General features: G+C 64.0%; 16 protein-coding genes. 12 read left to right on the top strand and 4 right to left on the bottom strand.

Annotated features, from left to right (window positions below):
- Nucleotides 1–462, top strand: a complete 462-nt coding sequence (locus tag HMPREF9006_RS00155) for a tRNA (cytidine(34)-2'-O)-methyltransferase (RefSeq protein WP_009211500.1) — start codon at nt 1–3, stop codon at nt 460–462.
- Nucleotides 463–477: 15 nt separating this feature from the next.
- Here HMPREF9006_RS00155 and HMPREF9006_RS00150 read toward each other — a convergent pair whose 3' ends face one another.
- The gene (locus HMPREF9006_RS00150) at nt 478–951 is read right to left on the bottom strand and encodes a hypothetical protein (RefSeq protein WP_193389652.1); all 474 of its coding nucleotides are present in this window, start codon (nt 949–951) and stop codon (nt 478–480) included.
- Nucleotides 952–1,180: 229 nt separating this feature from the next.
- Here HMPREF9006_RS00150 and lpdA point away from each other — a divergent pair, with 229 nt between their 5' ends.
- Both lpdA and sucB read left to right on the top strand, forming a co-directional pair.
- Nucleotides 1,181–2,554 (top strand): dihydrolipoyl dehydrogenase, encoded by a 1,374-nt coding sequence (lpdA, locus tag HMPREF9006_RS00145; RefSeq protein ID WP_009211498.1) that lies wholly within the window; start codon nt 1,181–1,183, stop codon nt 2,552–2,554.
- A gap of 28 nt (nt 2,555–2,582) precedes the next feature.
- Nucleotides 2,583–4,277, top strand: coding sequence for a 2-oxoglutarate dehydrogenase, E2 component, dihydrolipoamide succinyltransferase (gene sucB / locus HMPREF9006_RS00140; protein WP_009211497.1), 1,695 nt, complete (start codon nt 2,583–2,585; stop codon nt 4,275–4,277).
- A gap of 127 nt (nt 4,278–4,404) precedes the next feature.
- Here sucB and HMPREF9006_RS00135 read toward each other — a convergent pair whose 3' ends face one another.
- Nucleotides 4,405–5,724, bottom strand: coding sequence for a protein kinase domain-containing protein (locus tag HMPREF9006_RS00135; protein ID WP_009211496.1), 1,320 nt, complete (start codon nt 5,722–5,724; stop codon nt 4,405–4,407).
- A 104-nt stretch (nt 5,725–5,828) separates the two neighbouring features.
- On the opposite strand from HMPREF9006_RS00135, the gene HMPREF9006_RS00130 reads away from it, so the two are divergent.
- From HMPREF9006_RS00130 to HMPREF9006_RS00110, 5 genes are all read left to right on the top strand, one after another.
- The gene (locus HMPREF9006_RS00130) at nt 5,829–6,521 is read left to right on the top strand and encodes a DUF4191 domain-containing protein (protein WP_009211495.1); all 693 of its coding nucleotides are present in this window, start codon (nt 5,829–5,831) and stop codon (nt 6,519–6,521) included.
- A gap of 142 nt (nt 6,522–6,663) precedes the next feature.
- Entirely contained in the window at nt 6,664–7,608 is a 945-nt protein-coding gene (locus tag HMPREF9006_RS00125) for an ABC transporter substrate-binding protein (RefSeq protein ID WP_034230761.1), read from the top strand.
- 96 nt (nt 7,609–7,704) lie between these two features.
- Nucleotides 7,705–8,652, top strand: coding sequence for an ABC transporter substrate-binding protein (locus HMPREF9006_RS00120; RefSeq protein WP_009211493.1), 948 nt, complete (start codon nt 7,705–7,707; stop codon nt 8,650–8,652).
- 7 nt (nt 8,653–8,659) lie between these two features.
- The gene (locus tag HMPREF9006_RS00115; protein WP_009211492.1) at nt 8,660–9,622 is read left to right on the top strand and encodes an amino acid ABC transporter permease; all 963 of its coding nucleotides are present in this window, start codon (nt 8,660–8,662) and stop codon (nt 9,620–9,622) included.
- Complete coding sequence (locus tag HMPREF9006_RS00110) at nt 9,619–10,392, top strand: amino acid ABC transporter ATP-binding protein (RefSeq protein WP_009211491.1); 774 nt, start codon at nt 9,619–9,621, stop codon at nt 10,390–10,392. The genes HMPREF9006_RS00115 and HMPREF9006_RS00110 overlap by 4 nt, the downstream gene beginning before the upstream one ends.
- A gap of 71 nt (nt 10,393–10,463) precedes the next feature.
- Here the strand turns inward: HMPREF9006_RS00110 and HMPREF9006_RS00105 are convergent, their stop codons facing one another.
- Nucleotides 10,464–12,077 (bottom strand): ABC-F family ATP-binding cassette domain-containing protein, encoded by a 1,614-nt coding sequence (locus tag HMPREF9006_RS00105; protein WP_009211490.1) that lies wholly within the window; start codon nt 12,075–12,077, stop codon nt 10,464–10,466.
- A 141-nt stretch (nt 12,078–12,218) separates the two neighbouring features.
- Here HMPREF9006_RS00105 and HMPREF9006_RS00100 point away from each other — a divergent pair, with 141 nt between their 5' ends.
- The 4 genes from HMPREF9006_RS00100 to HMPREF9006_RS00085 are packed head-to-tail and all read left to right on the top strand — an operon-like array spanning nt 12,219 to nt 16,872.
- A complete protein-coding gene (locus tag HMPREF9006_RS00100; protein ID WP_009211489.1) occupies nt 12,219–12,908 on the top strand; it encodes a queuosine precursor transporter in 690 nt (229 codons plus the stop codon).
- On the top strand, nt 12,905–14,224 hold the full coding sequence (tgt, locus tag HMPREF9006_RS00095) for a tRNA guanosine(34) transglycosylase Tgt (protein ID WP_009211488.1): 1,320 nt from the start codon (nt 12,905–12,907) through the stop codon (nt 14,222–14,224). Before HMPREF9006_RS00100 ends, tgt begins: the two co-directional genes overlap by 4 nt.
- A gap of 15 nt (nt 14,225–14,239) precedes the next feature.
- Nucleotides 14,240–15,133, top strand: coding sequence for a KPN_02809 family neutral zinc metallopeptidase (gene ypfJ / locus HMPREF9006_RS00090; protein WP_009211487.1), 894 nt, complete (start codon nt 14,240–14,242; stop codon nt 15,131–15,133).
- A gap of 53 nt (nt 15,134–15,186) precedes the next feature.
- Nucleotides 15,187–16,872 (top strand): AMP-binding protein, encoded by a 1,686-nt coding sequence (locus tag HMPREF9006_RS00085; RefSeq protein ID WP_009211486.1) that lies wholly within the window; start codon nt 15,187–15,189, stop codon nt 16,870–16,872.
- 73 nt (nt 16,873–16,945) lie between these two features.
- On the opposite strand, the gene HMPREF9006_RS00080 is transcribed toward HMPREF9006_RS00085, so the two are convergent.
- A complete protein-coding gene (locus HMPREF9006_RS00080) occupies nt 16,946–17,380 on the bottom strand; it encodes a metal-sulfur cluster assembly factor (protein ID WP_009211485.1) in 435 nt (144 codons plus the stop codon).
- Nucleotides 17,381–17,386: the final 6 nt, after the last annotated feature.

The raw sequence follows: 17,386 nt of genomic DNA, 5'->3' as shown, positions 1-17,386 counted from the left end.
ATGCTGCACGTCATCTTCTGGGAGCCGGAGATCCCCGGCAACACGGGCGCGGCGATCCGGTTGTCCGCATGCACGGGTTCGATGCTGCACCTTATCAAGCCTCTGGGCTTCGACATGGACGATGCAAAGCTTCGTCGAGCGGGTCTGGACTATCACGATCTGGCGCACGTCACGGTGCACGAAAACCTGGATGAGGCTCTCGATCAGGTGCCCGGACGCGTCTGGGCCTTCACTGGACACGCGCACACCATGCATTCCGAGGTGGCCTATGCGGACGGCGACGGCCTGCTTTTCGGGCGTGAATCCGTCGGACTTTCCTCCGAGGCGATGGCCCATCGCCGCGTGGAGGACCTCGTTCGCATCCACATGGTTAAGGGAGTGCGCTCTCTTAACCTGGCCAATTCCGCGTCGATTGCGCTCTACGAGGCGTGGCGACAGCTCGGCTTTCCCGGCGGGGTATAGCCTGAGATAGGTGAGCTAGCCCGCCTTCCAGGGTGAGCCCGGCCGCTCCACCTGTTCGGCGAGAGAAACGATTCTACGAGGGTTGGAGCGCCACATCCAGATGACGCCAACGACCGACAGAGCGAGGGGGAGGTAGTAGAAGTCCGCACCGAGGCCGGTCCAGGCAGAGCGCGCGGTATTGAGCTCGTCAAGACCGAGCGAGGCCACCCACAGGACAAGCGGTGCGGCGATCGACAGGGCGATGGCAGACCAACCAACGAGGCGCATCCGGCGCCCATTGTGGGTCAGCGCGATCGCCGCCACGACGTAATCCACACCCGCGAGAAGAGCGACGAGGCGAGGCCCCCACGGGAGCCCCTGCGCATGAAAGAGGTCGACGACGGCCATCGCGACGATCCAGACTCCGAGGATCCAAAACAGGGCGATAATGATGCGCCCGAGTCCCAGCGATGGCGGGCGCTGGTCTCGCGCGCCAGCACCCTCATTCATGTCCTCATATCCCTGCACGCCTTTGATCCTAGCGAGACACCTACCTGCACGCATCGCATTCGCCGCCGCTGTGCGAGATTCGGCCCTGTGTGGCCCGATACACCAACCAAGATCACTAAGCTCCGGGACAGCACTACACAAACGTGGGACAATAGGCCCATAAGGACCGTGAGGCCCGTCATGAAAACAGTCATCTGAGCGTGAGGCTCATCAACGAGGAGTTGTTACCTTGAGTGAATCGACCTACGACATCGTCATCCTCGGCGCGGGTTCGGGCGGCTATGCGACCGCTCTTCGGGCCGCGCAGTTGGGCATGACGGTCGCCCTCATCGACGGCGATAAGGTGGGCGGGACGTGTCTGCACCGCGGCTGCATCCCTACCAAGGCCTACCTGCACGCCGCAGAGACCGCCGAAGCCGTGCGTGAATCCGCTCGCTTCGGCGTCTCCTCGACGTTCAACGGTATCGACATGGCGCAGGTGGGCAAGTACCGCGACTCCGTGGTCTCCGGCCTCTACAAGGGCCTTCAGGGCCTCCTCAAGTCCCGCAACGTCGAGGTGATCTCCGGTTGGGGCCGCCTGGCGGATGCCAACACCATCGAGGTCAACGGAACGTCCGTTCGCGGCCGCCACATCGTCCTGGCAACCGGCTCGTACTCGCGCTCGATCCCCGGCCTCGACATCGGCGGGCGCATCATCTCCTCTGACCAGGCCCTGCAGATGGACTGGGTACCGTCCTCGGCCGTCATTCTGGGTGGCGGTGTCATCGGCCTTGAGTTCGCCTCGGTGTGGCGCAGCTTCGGCGCCGAGGTCACGATCATTGAGGCGCTGCCTCACCTGGCCAACAACGAGGACGAGGCGATCTCCAAGCAGCTGGAGCGCGCCTACCGCAAGCGCGGCATCAAGTTCCACACGAATACTCGCTTCGCCTCGGCCACACAGGACGACGGTGGCGTTCACGTCGCCACCGAGGATGGCAAGGCCTTCGACGCCGACGTGCTCCTGGTGGCCGTTGGCCGCGGCCCGGTGACCGAGGGCCTGGGCTACGAGCAGGTCGGCATCACCCTCGACCGCGGTTTCGTCATCACCGACGAGCGACTGCACACGGGTGTGGGCAACATCTATGCCGTCGGCGACATCGTCCCCGGCCTCCAGCTCGCGCACCGCGGCTTCATGCAGGGCATCTTCGTCGCGGAGGAGATTGCCGGAATGAACCCGGTCGCGCAGGCTGACATCAACATTCCGCGCGTGACGTTCTGCGAACCGGAGATCGCCTCCGTGGGAATGACGGAGAAGCAGGCGCGCGAGAAGTACGGGGATCGCGTGCGAACGGTTGAGTACAACCTCGCCGGTAACGGAAAGTCGTCTATCCTGGCCACATCGGGCATCATCAAGCTGGTCTCGGTGGAGGGTGGTCCGATCGTGGGATTCCACGGCATCGGCGCACGCATCGGCGAGCAGATTGGTGAGGGAGAACTGATGGTGAACTGGGAGGCATACCCCTCGGATGTCGCTTCCCTCATCCACGCCCACCCCAGCCAGAATGAGTCGCTCGGCGAGGCGGCCATGGCGCTGGCCGGTAAGCCCCTCCACGTCCACAACTGACCATAGAGTTTTAACTAGGAGAACACACATGGCAACGTCAGTGACCATGCCCGCGCTGGGCGAGTCCGTCACCGAGGGTACCGTGACGACGTGGCTCAAGCAGGTCGGCGATACCGTCGAGCTTGACGAGCCCATCGTCGAGGTGTCCACGGATAAGGTCGACTCCGAGGTCCCCTCCCCCGTCGCGGGTGTCCTGCTCGAGATTCTGGTTCCCGAGGATGAGACCGTTGAGGTCGGCACCGAGATCGCGCGTATCGGCGACGCCTCGGAGGCGCCCGCCGCTGCGGCCCCCGCGCCCGAGTCGAGCGCGGCCCCGGCTCCTGCTCCGGCCGCCCCTGCGGCTCCCGCTCAGGCGTCGGCCTCCTCGGCCCCCGTTGACGGCACAGAGGTGCGCATGCCCGCGCTGGGTGAGTCCGTCACCGAAGGGACGGTTACCACGTGGCTGAAGGCCGTGGGCGACGCCGTCGATGCCGATGAGCCGCTGCTCGAGGTCTCCACGGATAAAGTCGACTCCGAGGTCCCCTCCCCCGTGGCCGGTTTCCTCGCGGAGATCCGTGTTCCCGAGGATGAGACCGTCGAGGTCGGCACCGTCGTTGCGGTCATTTCCGCCTCGGCTCCATCGGCCAAATCCGCTCAGCCGACTCAGGCACAGGTTGCCCCTGCAGCACCGGCCGCCCCCACCGCCCCGTCGGCTCCCGCAGCTCCTCGCAGCGCTGGGATCGATCCCTTCCCGAACGCCACGACGCTCGCCCAGGCCGCGTCATCGGCTCCCGTCGCGGCGACGCCTGCAGCGGCGACGGGCACCGCGTACGTGACCCCCATCGTGCGCAAGCTCGCTCGTGAACTCGGTGTCGATCTGGCGTCCGTCTCCGGAACGGGTGTCGGCGGTCGGGTGCGACGCGAGGATGTCGAGGCTGCGGCTCGCGCCGCTGCCGCCGTGTCCGCGCCTGCCGTTGGCACCACGCAGACGGCCACGGAACCCACGAGCGTGCGCGAGCCCTCGCCGCTGCGCGGCACAACCGAGAAGATGAGCCGCCTGCGCCAGACGATCGCTCGGCGCATGGTCGAGTCGCTTCAGACGGCCGCCCAGCTCACGACGGTTGTCGAGGTGGACGTCACGAAGGTTGCCGCCCTGCGTGCTCGCTCGAAGGACGCATTCGCGGCTGCGCACGGCACCAAGCTGACCTTCCTGCCCTTCTTCGTCAAGGCCGCGACGGAGGCCCTCGCCTATCATCCGAAGATCAACGCGACGATCAACGACAAGGAGGTCACGTACTTCGACTACGAGCACGTGGGCATTGCCGTTGATACGCCGCGAGGGCTGCTGGTTCCGGTCATGAAGAACGCCGGCGACAAGGACATTGCCGGCATCGCGGCGTCCATCAACGATCTGGCTGCGCGCACACGCGACTCGAAGATCGGCCCGGACGAGCTGTCGGGTTCGACCTTCACCGTGACAAACACGGGTTCGGGCGGAGCACTCTTCGATACCCCGGTTCTCAACATGCCGGAAACCGCGATCATGGGAGTTGGAACCATTGTCAAGCGCCCGGTCGTCATGAGGGGCGCCGACGGTTCCGACGTGATTGCGATCCGTTCGATGGTGTACCTGTCGCTGTCCTACGACCATCGCCTCGTCGACGGCGCGGATGCTTCTCGTTTCCTCATGGACGTGAAGAAGCGTCTGGAGGAGGGTGCTTTCGAGTCCGATCTCGGACTCTGATCACCTGAGACCTTCGCGGGGTGGGGGCGCAACCGATGGTTGCGCCCCCACCCCGTTTCCCTCGCCCATCCCGGGCGCCGCATCGGCGCGTCAGCTCGTGACGCACGCTCACGGAGCGGCGTACTTGTTACGCGTTGGCGGGCGCGGCCGCGACGACCTTTCGAGAAACGGGGTCGACGCGTATGAGGAGTTCCGTCGACTCTGGGGTATCGCTGCGCTGGCATGACTGATTTGCGCAGGTCTGCGAGGCCGTCACGACCAGCGTCGCATGTGCTTCGAGCGCGCCGGGTTCGCAGTTGAGCAGGGTCACGGCTTCGATTCTCGAGGAGAGTTCGCGAACGGTGATGCCGTCGTTGATCATCGCTTGAATGCGTGCGGTGTCTTGGTTGAGAAGCTCGCCACCCAAAACGGCATCAAGGCCGGAAGGATCGGCGTCGATGACGGCCTGATCGCGCACCCTGATGGCGTTGCCAATCAACTCCGTCACCTCCTCCACGTTGCACAGACCCGTATCGGATTGGGCGCTCATGGGCGATGCCTGCGTCGTCTCGTTGTCCGAGCCGGTGCCGTGCGGAGCACCTGCGCGCCACACGGCATAGGCGATCATTGCGGCTCCCGCAATGATCGCGAGAGCGCCGATGATAATCACGCCGAGGCGCCGCTTGCGTCCGGAATATGTTGGTCGCACGGCCGCTGCGTCGCCCCAGATGCGCGTGCTCGACTTCTCGCGCCTAGGCTGCCCGTCCTCGGAGACCGTATCCTCACGCAATGCCGCCGCTCGCAGATCCGCTATCACTTGCTCAGGATCGACGGGCTCACGCACAATCTCGTGCGCCGGTGGGTCTGTGACGAGGGGTGTGCTCCCTCGATCTATTCCCCGTGGAGCGTCCAGTCCGAGCTGCGCCAACGCATCGTCGAGCTCGAGCCGGCCCGCGATCATGCGCAGGCACTCCCGGTCGCATTCCATTCCGCGCTTTCCGAGGCTCCAGCCCGGGGTGCCCTCCCCCTCACCGAGCTCGTCGATGATGTCCACAATCACCGCTCGTCCCTCGGGCGTGATCATGACGTTGGCGGGCGTCAGGTCCCCGTGGCAGATACCTGCTGCGTGAAGCGCGCTCATCCCTGCGGCGATGCCGTTAAGAATCTGGCGTCTCGTTGCGATCGGGCGAAGGTCGGGCGAACCAAGCTCCGCGTCCAGGCTCCGACCGGCGACATAGTCCTGGACGAGTGCCCACCGGCCATCGTGGGATCGCACGACGTCACGCAGCCGGACAACATGGGCGGACTCTACCGTCGACCATGCCTTCCACCGCGGAAGGAACCGGTCGCCGTCATCGGCCGAGCGCAGCGCCAACAGGGCTGCCCCCGCACGCGTGCGCGTCATCCACATGGGGCCCTTGGCGCCAACATGAAAGACCTGCCCGATCTCGTAACCGCCAATGTTCATATCCCCATTGTCCAAACAAAGCCAGTGTGATGCAACTCATTTCACATTGCTCCTGGTCGGACGCGCACACCGCCAGGGTGATGAGCACGTAGAATAATGGTCCTATGAGCGATTCAAATCCCCCCAGCAAGAGGCGGTTCTATCACAACCTTCTCGACGCGTACCGCCTGAGTGCCCGTACATATCCCGCGCTTCCGTGGATTCTTCTGGGCACGGCAGCGGCGATTATCGGCGCCTTTATGCTGACGGCCTGGATCATCCACAGGTCGTGGATCGGCTGGCTGATCGTCGGCATCATGACCGCGATCACCGCCGTGCTCGCGCTTCTCACGTTCCTGACGCGCCGAGCGCTTTTCGCCCAGGTCGAGGACACGGCCGGGGCTGTGAAGGTGGCGCTGCAGCAGATTCAGCGGGGCTGGATCATCCCCGAGCAACCGGTGGCCTACACCCGCGAACAGGACCTTGTCTGGAGAATCGTGGGAAGGCCGGGAGTCGTGCTCATCTCCGAGGGACCCTCGGCTCGCGTTCGTGGGCTCCTGCAGACCGAGGCCAGGCGCGTGACGAAGGTGATGCGCAATGTCCCCGTCCACCAGATCCAGGTCGGACGCGAGGAGGGGCAGGTCGCCCTGCGTGATTTGCAGCGCGAACTACGCAGGCTCAAGAACACGCTCACCTCGGAGGAAGTTCCCCAGGTGTCGTCACGCATCAACGCACTGCGGTCGGGAGAGCCTCCCATTCCCAAGGGGATCGACCCGATGCGCGCGAGACCGTCGCGACGGGCCTTGCGCGGACATTGAGGTTGGAGTCAAGTGGGCGAGCACAGCGTGCTCGCCCACTCGTGCATCCAGCATCTGAGACCCCCTCGACATGCATACTATGCACGTGTTTGCATATTTTCTACCACTCATTCGCATCATCACGAAACCGAGGAACATAGTCATGCATACGAAGAGGATTTTTTCGGTCACAACGACACTCGCCCTGACGCTCACGGTGGCAGCATGCTCAGACCCGTCGACAAACTCCGGCCAAACCGGAAGCACCTCACAGTCCAACTCCGCGGCCTCCGCCGCCCACACCTCCTACGACGTAGCATCGATTCCCACCGTTGAGGAGATCGCGGCGCTCGTTCCCGAGGAGATTAAGGCGAGGGGAACGCTGCGCAACGGAGCGTCGACCGGATACGCGCCGGCCGAGTACATGGCGAGCGACGGCCAGACACCCATCGGCTACGACATCGACATCAATCGGGCACTTGCCAAGGTCATGGGACTTACCGATGCGACAACCAAGCACGCGGAGTTCCCCACCATCATCCCCGCGCTGGGAACCAAGTTTGACGTCGGCCTCTCGTCCTTCACAATCACCGCCGAGCGGGAACAGCAGGTCAACATGGTGTCCTACCTAAACGTCGGATCAGCATGGGGCGTCGCAGCCGGTAACCCAAAGGGTTTCGACCCTTCCAACCCGTGCGGAGCAACAATCGCCGTCCAGACGGGAACTGCCCAGGAAACCTACGCCGCCACGCTCTCCCAGGAGTGCACGGCCTCGGGCAAGGCGCAGATAACCATCATGCCCCACGAGCTCCAGACCGACATCGCAACCAAGCTCATCGGCGGACAGTACGATGCGACGCTTGCTGACTCCACGGTGATTGGCTACACGGGCGCACAGTCTGCCGGGAAGATCGAGCAGCTGGGAGACACCTTCAAATCCGCACCCCAGGGGGTGGCCGTCAGCAAGGATGACGAGAAGCTCACAACCGCCATTCAGGCCGCGCTTCAATACCTCATGGACAACGGCTACCTGAGCGACATTCTCGCCAGCTATGGAGCCCAGGACGCGGCCCTGTCAACCGCCGATATCAACCCGTCGGCGAAGTAATCCCACGTCACAGTACGATGCGCATATTCATGCACGCGGGTGCATAATGGTAGCAATAGTGAGGCGCCCGAACCTCACCCCATCGGAAGGCACATCATGACCATCTCCAAGGCACGCATCGTCATCGCGTGCGCGGCTACACTCGCGCTCCCTCTCGCAGCCTGCGCCGACCCGCAGGCAGCACCGACGGGCGCGGCAACGACCTCGGCACCGGGCGCCACGCCCTCGTCGGTGCCCGCCTACGACGTATCGGACATTCCAACCGTCGACGAGATCGCCGCTCTCGTTCCCACCGACGTCAAGGCACGGGGAACGCTACGCAATGGGGCCTCTGCGGACTACGCCCCGGCGGAGTTTCTGGGAGATGATTCGCAGACCGCCCAGGGCTACGACGTCGACATCACGCGCGCCCTCGCCAAGGTCATGGGCCTGTCCGAGGGAACGACCACCCACGCCGAGTTTCCAACGATCATTCCGGCGCTCGGCACCAAGTTCGACGTCGGCATCTCCTCGTTCACGATCACCTCTGAGCGCGAGCAGCAGGCAAACCTTGTCTCCTACGTTGAGGTCGGATCGGCTTTCGGCGTAGCCAAGGACAACCCCAAGAACTTCGATCCGACCAATCCGTGCGGTAAGACGATCGGTTTGCAGACCGGCACAGCCCAGGAGGACTACGCTCGGGAGCTGTCCGAGAAGTGCGTGGCGGCCGGTCAAGACAAGATCACCATCATGCCCCACGACCTGCAGACCGACATCGCCACCAAGGTGATCGGCGGCCAGTACGACGCTACCTTCGCCGACTCCACCGTCATCGGTTACACGGCGTCTGTCTCCGGCGGCCAAATTGAGCAGGTGGGCGACGTCATCGAGTCGGCGCCCCAGGGCGTTGCCATCAACAAGGATGATGCGCAGCTCACGGCAGCGGTCCAGCAGGCGATGCAGTACCTGATGGACGGCGGCTATCTCGCCGACATTCTGGCGCGCTACGGTGCCCGGGATGCCGCGCTCACGAGCGCGCAGCTGAACCCGGCAACCAGCGAGTGAGGATCCCATGGCTATCACCAAAGACGGCGTCGAATTGATCGACGCCAAGCCCGTTCCCCGCCCGGGGAGATGGGCGAGCGCGGTCGTCGTCACGATTCTCGCGGCCATGGCCCTCCACGCTCTCATCACGAACAAGAACTTCCAATGGCCGGTCGTCGCCCAATGGCTGTTCTCAGCGTCCATCATGCAGGGCGTCCTCTTTACGATTATCCTGACCGTTTTGGCGATGTTTGTCGGCACCGCCCTGGCAATCACGATGGCCATCATGCGCCAGTCCGTCAACCCGGTATTGCGCTGGGTGGCGATGGCCTACATCTGGTTCTTCCGTGGCACGCCAATCTACACGCAATTGATCTTCTGGTCGCTGCTGCCCACCCTCTACCCCACTCTGTCCTTCGGGGTGCCGTTCCTCGGTTCGCTGTGGGGCTGGGAGATCCCGTTTGACACGGCCACCTACTTCACCCCGTTCTGGATGGCTTTCATCGGGCTGGGTCTGAACGAAGGCGCCTACCTCGCCGAGATCATGCGCGCGGGTCTCCTCAGCGTGCCGAAGGGCCAGTGGGAGGCGGCCACAGCCCTGGGAATGCCGCGTGCGACGATCTTTCGTCGCATCATCCTTCCGCAGGCGATGCGCGTCATCGTGCCGCCCATCGGCAACGAAACAATCTCGATGCTGAAGACCACATCGCTGGTGTCGGCCATCCCCTTCACCCTCGAGCTGACGTTTATCGCTCGTCAGCGCGGCCAGGCAACTTTCGCGCCGGTGCCCCTGCTGATCGCCGCGGCCATCTGGTACCTGGTGATCACGAGCCTGCTCATGTGGATTCAGTCGTTCATCGAGAAACACTTCGGTAAGGGCTTTGAGCGCCGCGATAGCGCCGCAACAGCGACGACGGCAACGCCCACGGGAGACGACCACGGCAGCGATACGCACGCGACAACGCTCAAATTCTTGGATGTGACACCATGACGGCAACGACACCCATGGTCTCCGTTCGCGGGGTCCACAAGTTCTTCGGCGACCTGCACGTTTTGCAGGGGATCGACCTGGATATTGCGCCCGGCGAGGTATGCGTCATTCTCGGTCCCTCCGGGTCGGGCAAGTCCACCCTCCTGCGATGCCTCAACCTGCTAGAGGAGATCAGCGCTGGCCGCGTCTACGTGGACGGCGAGCTCTTAGGCTACCGTGAGGACGCGGCGGGCGTCCTGCACGAGCGGCGCGACAAGGAGATTGCCGCGCAGCGTTCCCGCATCGGCATGGTCTTCCAGCGCTTCAACCTCTTCCCTCACAAGACGGCTCTTGAGAACGTCATGGAGGCCCCCATTCAGGTACTCAAGAGGCCACGGAAGGAAGCGCGTCGCCAGGCCTTGGAGCTTCTCGATCGAGTTGGTTTGGCCGACCGCGCCGATCACTATCCTGCCGAGCTGTCGGGTGGCCAACAGCAGCGCGTGGCCATCGCCCGTGCTCTCGCCATGGAGCCGGAGATCATGCTCTTCGATGAGCCGACCTCCGCCCTGGATCCCGAGCTGGTCGGCGAGGTGCTTCAGGTCATGCAGGACCTCGCGGCTTCGGGAATGACGATGGCCGTCGTCACCCACGAGATTGGCTTTGCCCGCGAGGTGGCCGACCAGGTCGTTTTCATGGACGGCGGCATCATCGTCGAGGCGGGGTCGCCCGCCGAGGTCATCGACAACCCGCAGTCGGAGCGGACCAAGGAGTTCTTCTCGAAGGTCCTCTGAGGCTCTCGAAGGGCCGGGGCACCAGCGTATCCCGGCCGAGTGCATGCCTCAGCGCGGATTGACGCCGCCGCTCAGGTGAGCGTGACGAGATCCAGGTAGCTGTCGTCCCACAGGTCCTCGTCGGCGTCGGGAAGGAGCAGGACGCGGCCCGGACCCAGCGCGCTTACCGCTCCCGGGTCGTGGGTGACCAGGATGACCGCGCCCTCGTAGTCGCGCAGCGCAGAGAGGATCTCCTCGCGCGAGGCCGGGTCCAGGTTGTTGGTGGGTTCGTCCAGGAGAAGAACGTTGGCGCCCGACACGACGAGGGTCGCCAACGCGAGGCGGGTCTTCTCTCCGCCGGAAAGAACGGCCACCGGTTTATCGACGTCATCACCCTGGAACAGGAACTGACCGAGGATGTTGCGCACGTGCGTGTCGTCGAGTCCGGGAGCGGCGTCAGCCATGTTCTCTCGAATGGTGCGCTCCTCGTCGAGGGTCTCGTGCTCCTGGGCGTAGTAGCCGAGCTTGAGCCCGTGCCCGGGGATGACGGCACCCGAGTCAGGTTCCTCCACCCCGGCAAGCAGGCGCAGAAGCGTTGTCTTCCCGGCGCCGTTAAGTCCCAGGACGACGACCTTGGAGCCGCGGTCGATCGCCAAGTCGACGCCCGTGAACACCTCGAGCGACCCGTAGGACTTTGACAAAGCCTCGGCGGTCAGTGGAACGCGGCCACAGGGAGCGGGTTCGGGGAATCGCAGCCGCGCCACTTTCTCATTGACGGTCTCGGCACCTGCCTGCGCGAACAACTCCTCGGCACGCCTGAGCATCTGCTGAGCCGCTACCGCCTTCGTGGCCTTCGCGCGCATCTTCTCTCCCTGGGCCTTCAGATGCTCGGCTTTTTTGAGGGCGTTGGCACGTTCTTTGCGGCGCCTGCGCTCATCCTCCTCGCGCTGCTTGAGATACGCGTGCCATCCCAGGTGGTACATGTCCACGTGGGCGCGGTTGGCGTCGAGGTAGAACACCTGGTTGACGGTGTCCCCCAGGAGCTTGACGTCGTGGGAAATGATCATGATCCCACCGGGGAAGGTCTTGATCCAGTCACGAAGCCAAACGATGGAGTCGTGATCGAGGTGATTGGTCGGCTCGTCAAGGAGCAGGACATCGGCATTGGAGAAAAGAACGCGGGCAAGTTCGACCCTGCGGCGCTGCCCACCCGACAGCGTCCGAAGCTCCTGATCGAGTACCCGGTCGTCGAGACCGAGGGAGTGAGCGATCTGGGCGGCCTCCGAGGCGGCCGCCCAGCCGCCCTGGTTGGTGAACTGCTGGTCGAGCTTGACGTAGCGCTCCATCGCGCGCTGCTGGCGCGCGCCTTCGGTCGTGGACATCTCGTGTTCCGCTTTCCGAATGCGAGCAATGATGGCATCGATTCCACGCACTGAGATGATGCGGTCACGAGCCAGCATGTTAGGGTCCCCAACGTGCGTGTCCTGGGCGAGGTAGCCAATCGTTCCGTTGGACGTGATCGTTCCCGTATACTCCGCCGCTCCCCCGCGATCCTCCTGCCCAGCGAGCAGGCGCATCGTCGTCGTCTTGCCGGCTCCGTTGCGCCCGACGAGACCGATGCACATTCCTTTGTCAACGCGGAAGGAAGCGTGGTTGACGAGTTCGCGGGCACCGATGCGCAAAGAGAAGTCCTGGACGTTGATCACCCTCCAAGAGTAGAGGGACGGGCTCGTGTGGGCGAATCAACCCGGCGACGGCACGCCTCCAGCAAACCACCGGGACACGATTGCGGGCACAATGGGAGTCGTTAGTAGCATCCCGCTTTCGTCCAACCGAGGTTTCTCCCCATGACCGACAGCCCGATCCCGTCTGGATCGGCGCGCCCATCGCGCGCCCTCGACATCATCTCCGTCGCCTTCGTTGCTCTCCTCCTCATCTCGAACATCGCCGCAACGAAGGCGTTCATGGTGGGGTCGCAGACCCACTACTTGATTTTTGACGGGGGTGCCGTCCTCTTTCCGCTGACATACATCATCGGTGATGTCCTATCGGAAGTCTACGGATTCGTTCGAGCGCGGCGCGTCATCATCATGGGTTTCGTGGCTTCCTTCCTGGCCTCCGTCACGTTCTTCATCGTTCAGTACCTGCCACCCGCTCCCGACTACGCCAACCAGGAGGCCTTTGCCGCAGTCCTCGGCGTTGTCTGGCGTGCGGTCGTAGCCTCGCTGGTCGGATACCTCGCGGGGCAGCTCCTCAACTCCTACGTGCTCGTGTGGATCCGTCGCAGGTGGGGCACCAAGCACCTGTGGGCGCGCCTCATCGGCTCGACCATCGTTGGTGAGGCCGCAGACACGATCCTGTTCTGCACGATCCTGTTCTACGGCGAAATGACAATGAGTAACTTCATCAACTACACAGTCACCGGCTACTTCTACAAAGTGCTTCTTGAGGTCGTCCTTCTTCCGCTGACCTATCCGGTGATCGGGTGGATCCGCAAAGCCGAGGGCCTCGGGCATGACGAGGTGTTCGCCCAGTGAACGACAACTGGCTCTCGGCCGCTCATCCGGAGCAACTGGCGCCCTTTCCCGCTCCGCCCGCCACGCATGCACCCGAGAGGGGTTTTGAGATCGGCACGCGCCTATCAAGCAACGGCGGCTTGGGACGCGCCGGCGTCATTCACACGGCTCACGGCCTGATTCGCACTCCCGCGTTCATTCCCGTTGGAACTAAAGCAAATGTCAAGGCACTGACCCCGGAGATGGTACGCTCCCTCGGCGCTCAGGCCGTCTTGGCCAACGCCTATCACCTGTATCTTCAGCCCGGTTCCGACATCGTCGACGAAGCCGGAGGTTTCGCCGCCTTCATGAACTGGGCGGGCCCCACCTATACCGACTCCGGTGGCTTTCAGGTGCTGTCGCTGGGCGCGGGCTTCAAGAAGGTGCTCTCGCAGGAGTTCTCGGGCGCAGTCGACCCCAGCGATCCCACCGTGAACGCTCAGGCGATCAAGGCCTCCCATGCCGTCGTCGACGACGACGGTGTGGTTTTCTCCAGCCACATCGACGGTTCCAAGCACCGCTTCAATCCCGAAGTGTCGATGGGGATCCAACACCAGCTGGGCAGCGACATCATGTTTGCCTTCGATGAGCTCACGAGCCTGCTGCATCCGCGTTCCTACCAGGAGGAATCGCTCGAGCGCACACACGCCTGGGCCGCTCGTTGCCTCGCCGAACACAGGCGACTGACACAGGCGCGCGCGGACAGGCCCTACCAGCAGCTCTGGGGAGTCATCCAGGGGGCCCAGTGGGAGGATCTACGCCGCCGGGCCGCCCGCACCATGGCCGACATGGAGGTCGACGGAGCGCGTTTCGATGGATTCGGAATCGGAGGCGCGCTCGAGAAGGAGAACCTCGGCACGATCGTCGCCTGGGTGTGCGAGGAGCTCGGCGAGGATCGCCCGCGCCACCTGCTCGGCATCTCCGAGCCCGAGGATCTCTTCGCAGGGGTTGCGTCGGGAGCGGATACCTTCGATTGTGTCAACCCCTCGCGAGTGGCCCGTAATGCCGCCATCTATACCCCCGACGGCCGTTTCAACATTACGAATGCCCGTTTCAAACGGGACTTCTCGCCGCTTGTCGAGGGCTGCGGATGTTACACGTGCACGCACTACACGCGCGCCTACCTCCACCACCTCTTCAAGGCCAAAGAGATTCTCTCGGCGAGCCTGGCCACCATTCACAACGAGTGGTTTACGCTCCGTCTGGTTGACGGGATCCGCGATTCCATTGAGGATGGGTGTTTCGACGAGTTCCGTGCCGACATGCTCGGACGCTACCAGTGTGGTCGTCGCCCCTAAGAGTGAGGAGCACTCATGAGTTTCAACGACAACATCCGTCTGGATCCAACACGGGTGGGAACCTCGGGCGCGGGGCGCAAAGTCGTCGGAGTCGGCGGCGGCTCACTCCTGGGGCTCCTCCTCGTCCTCGGGTTCTCCTATTTCACCGGAATTGATCTCACGAGCCTCCTGTCCTCGCCCTCCGTCTCCTCCCCCTCCTCGTCGACGGTCGACGTGTCGACCTGCCGGACGGGGGCGGATGCGAACGCGCGCGTTGAGTGCCGAATGGTCGCCACCGCCCAGTCTCTTGATCAGGTGTGGAAGACGCAGCTGACGCAGCAGGGCACGAACGTCGCCTACGAGCTTCCCGACTTTCAGATCTTCACGAACTCGGTGTCCACCGCGTGCGGCAACGCGACCAGCGCAGTGGGCCCCTTCTACTGCCCGGGCGACTCCACGGTCTACCTGGATCTGGGTTTCTTTGACGATATGGTCACCAAGTACGGGGCCTCCGATTCGGTTCTGGCCCAGGAGTACGTGGTCGCTCACGAGTGGGGGCACCACATCCAGAACCTCCAGGGAGTCTTCCGCGCACACGACACGCGCGAGACCGGGGAACAGGGTGCGGGCGTGCGCAGCGAGCTGCAGGCGGACTGCTACGCGGGCGTGTGGATGCACTGGGCGTCCACGACGAGGGATCCCGCCACGGGAGCGTACTATCTGAACACGCCCACCGCAGACGAGCTGCTGGGCGCCCTGCAGACGGCCCAGGCCATCGGGGATGACCGCCTGCAAGCCGAGTATCAGGGAACGTCAAACCCGGAGACGTGGACCCACGGAAGCGCGAACCAGCGTGCCGCGTGGCTCCAGCGAGGCCTGGACTCGGGCGAGATCGCAACGTGCGACACCTGGAGCGCTCCTCGCGTGTGAGTCAGCGTGGACCAGCCGCTACAATCGGGGATGCCCACTTCCAGGAGGATCTCATGACAGGCACCATCGTTGAGCAGGCGCGCTCCTTCTACGACGCGGTACCCTACGAGGTACCCGAACCGGATTCCTCCCTCTTTGAGCTACTGGATACCGCCGCCCGCCTCTACCCGAGCCGCATCGCCCTGGACTACTTCGGCCAGACGCTCTCCTATGCCCAGGTACATGACCAGGTGCTGCGCGCCGCCCGCGTTCTCCTCGATGCGGGTGTCCGCCCGGGAGACACCGTGGCAATCGCATTGCCGAACTGCCCACAAGCATTCGTCGCCTTCTACGCCTGCATGCGTATTGGCGCGATCGCCGCTCAGCACAATCCGCTGGCTCCCCCTGCGGAGGTTGCCGACCAGCTGGAGCGCCATGGAGGCAGAGTCGCGATCGTGTGGGAAAAGTGCGCCGAGGCCTACCCGCTTACAACCTTAGACACGGTGTTGACGGTCGACATTTCTCGCGCCATGCCCGCCTCGCAGCGCGTCTTGCTGAATCTTCCGGTGGCTCGCGCTCGCCAGACACGTGCTCAGCTACGCGGTGCGGTGCCTGCCGGGACGGTGTCCTGGGATCGAGCGACGGCCTCATCGGCACCGATCGACTCCGCTTTTCCTCTTCCTTCCGTGGATGACCTCGCTGTCATCTTGCACACCTCGGGCACGAACGGCGTCCCCAAGTCCGCGCCGCTCACTCACCGCAACATCGGCGTCAACGTCAACCAGTGCATGTTTTGGGTCTGGAAGCTGCACGAGGGTGCCGAAACGTTCTTCTCCCTACTGCCCTACTTCCACGCTTTCGGGTTAACATTCTTCCTGTGCGCCGCCGTACGCAAGGCCGCGACCCAGGTGTTGCTACCCAAGTTTGATGCGGACATGGCCTTGGATGCACACAGGCGACGCCCCATCACTTTCTTCGTCGGTGTGCCTCCCATGTTCGAGCGGATCCTCGCGCGCGCGACACAGACGAACACGGACATCACGTCCATCCGTTACTCGGTGGCCGGAGCGATGCCCCTCTCGACCGCGCTCGCGAGCGCCTGGGAGGAAGCGACCGGGGGCATGATCGTCGAAGGATACGGCCTGTCCGAGACGGCCCCGGTCCTTGCGGGTGCTCCCCTCTCGTGTCGGCGCAGGCACGGAGTTCTCGGGCTGCCGTTTCCTTCGACTCAGCTCCGTCTGGTCAGCCTCGATGATGAAACGGTGGACGTCGAGGACGGTCAACCCGGAGAGATCCTTGTCAAGGGGCCGCAGGTCTTCTCTGGCTATCTGAACGCGCCGGAAGAAACCGCTCGGGTCTTCACGTCCGACGGATGGTTCAAGACCGGTGACATCGGTGTCAACCGGGACGGCTTCATTTCCATGGCCGACCGTAAGAAGGAACTGATTCTCTCAGGCGGATTCAACGTCTATCCGTCCCAGGTAGAGGATGCAATCCGCTCCCTTCCCGGGGTGGCAGATGTCGCCGTCGTCGGTGTCCCGGTCTCGGATGCGACGGAGGAGGTCACGGCCGCGATCATCATGGAGCGCGGAGTTCCTCCCCTGACGCTGGAGGAGGTGCGCGCGTGGGCCGAGAAGTCGATTGCGCACTACGCGCTACCTCGTCAGCTCGTGTTCATCGCCGAGCTTCCCCGCAACCAGATGGGTAAGATCCTGCGCCGCAAGGTCGCCAAGCTCGTGCGCGAGGCGCTCGGCCGGTAGCGGGTCGCAGCCGCACAGAGCGCGGTGGGCCCCGGCACGCGAATGTCGGGGCCCACGAGTACGGTGGCGGTGCTCAGACGTTAAAACCGATGGCTCGCAGCTGCTCGCGCCCGTCGGGTGTGATGCGATCGGGGCCCCACGGCGGCATCCACACCCAGTTGATCTGCACCTCGTCGGTGATCGAGGACAGGATCGTCTGCGCCTGACGCTCAATGACGTCGGTCAGTGGGCACGCCGCCGAGGTGAGCGTCATGTCGAGGCGCACCTCGTTCTGAGGGCCGATGACGATGCCGTAGACAAGCCCCAGGTCGACGATGTTGATCCCCAGCTCGGGGTCGATGACGTCCTTCATCGCCTCCAGGACGTTCTCGGCGGCAAGGGTGCCCTGCTCGACAACATCCGTGCCGTCAATCTGCCGAGTGGGGGCGGTGCTCACTGCCTCCTCGCTCGCTCCGGCCACACCGAAGCGCTGCTCGACCGGCTCGGACTGAGCCATCGGGTTACTCATAGCTGT

The organism is Actinomyces sp. oral taxon 180 str. F0310, from assembly GCF_000185285.1.
In the GTDB taxonomy this organism is placed as follows: domain Bacteria; phylum Actinomycetota; class Actinomycetes; order Actinomycetales; family Actinomycetaceae; genus Pauljensenia.
The sequence above is the reverse complement of the archived record's forward strand: the minus strand, read 5'-3'. Positions and strand labels throughout refer to the sequence as shown.